The following is a 1418-nucleotide window of genomic DNA, read 5'->3' as shown; positions in this document are numbered from 1 at the left end:
GAGCAGACGGCGACGACGAACGAGATGTCGCGGGGGGTCGCGGAGGCGGCGACGGGCTCGGGGGAGATCGCGATGAACATCGGTGGGGTCGCGGCGTCGGCGGCGTCGTCCTCGGAGGTGCTCGGTCAGATGGGTCAGGCGGTCGGCGAGCTCGCCCGGCTGTCCACCGACCTGCGCACCCGGGTGTCCGCCTTCACGTTCTGAGCGCGATCCGGACAGACCGATCCAGACCGACGCCCCGCCGCACACCCGCGGCGGGGCGTCGGCGCGCGAGGGCTCATTTCCACGGGAAGGCGGCCGATCGGTGGGCCGACGCCCGATCGCGCACCCGAGGAGCCAGCACCATGAGCACCACCCACCCGTCGAGCACCGCCCAGGCTTCTCGCCGCCCGGGCGCGTGGTTCCGGAACCGCTCGGTGCGCACCAAGATCCTCACCGCGATCCTGCTGCTCGCCGTCGTGGCCATCGGGTCGGGCGCCTACGCCGTCACCGCGCTGCGCGCCGCGGCGGCGGACTCCCAGACCCTCGCCATGATCCAGTCGGACATCGTCGGGACCCGGGTGAAGATCCAGCTCGGCCAGGCTCAGGCGCGGCTCATCATCGCCCAGCTGGCGGCCGTGGACTCGCCGACCGCCGAGAAGTCGTGGCTGGGCAAGCAGGACGCCAACGACGCCGAGATGGCGGAGGCGATGGAGGTGTACGAGGCCTCCGGGGCCGGCGTGGACCCCAACTGGCAGGCCTTCGTCACCGACTACGACGCCTGGCTCAAGGTCCGCGACGAGCAGCTGGTCCCCGCGGCGACCTCGGGCAACACCGTCCTCTACACCAACGCCCTCGCGATCGGTCAGCCGCTCGTCGACGCGTTCGTGGGCGACCTCGACAAGATGGTCGTCTCCACCGTCACGTACACGGACGACCTCGCGGACGCGTCCTCGGACGAGGCCAACCGCGCCGCCGTGATCCTGATGGTCAGCCTGGGCGTCGCCCTCCTCGTGACCCTCGTGCTCGGGTTCGTGATCGCCGGCAACGTGCTCGCCGCGGTGCAGCGCGTACGCCACTCGCTCAACGCGATGGCGGCCGGCAACTTCACGGTCCGCGCCGACGTGGTCTCCGACGACGAGCTGGGCCGCATGGCGCACGCGCTGAACAAGGCGCAGGACGCGGTGCGGTCCGCCCTGGCTGGTGTGGTGGAGACGTCGGAGACGGTGGCGGCGGCGGCGGAGGAGCTGTCGGCGTCGTCGGGTCAGGTGGCGGCGGGGTCGGATGAGACGTCGGCGCAGGCGGGTGTGGTGGCTGCGGCTGCGGAGCAGGTGTCGCGCAACGTGCAGGCGGTGGCGGCGGGTGCGGAGCAGATGGGTGCTTCGATCCGGGAGATCGCGCAGAACGCGAACCTGGCGGCGAAGGTGGCGGGTCAGGCG

Annotated in this window: 1 protein-coding gene and 1 pseudogene; both read left to right on the top strand. The window is 72.1% G+C overall.

All coding sequences use genetic code 11. The features are described from left to right. Positions 1–204 (top strand): annotated as a pseudogene (locus AC1DXT_RS20805) (methyl-accepting chemotaxis protein); the annotation flags it as partial. Between the two features lie 140 nt (positions 205–344). After that, positions 345–1418, top strand: a 1074-nt coding sequence (locus AC1DXT_RS20800) for a HAMP domain-containing protein (RefSeq protein ID WP_477063176.1), incomplete at its 3' end; no start/stop codon positions are given.

The sequence above is a fragment of the Cellulomonas sp. P1_G12_2 genome (assembly GCF_056405535.1).
Note: the sequence above shows the minus strand (reverse complement) of the source record. Positions and strands in the feature narration are given on the sequence as shown.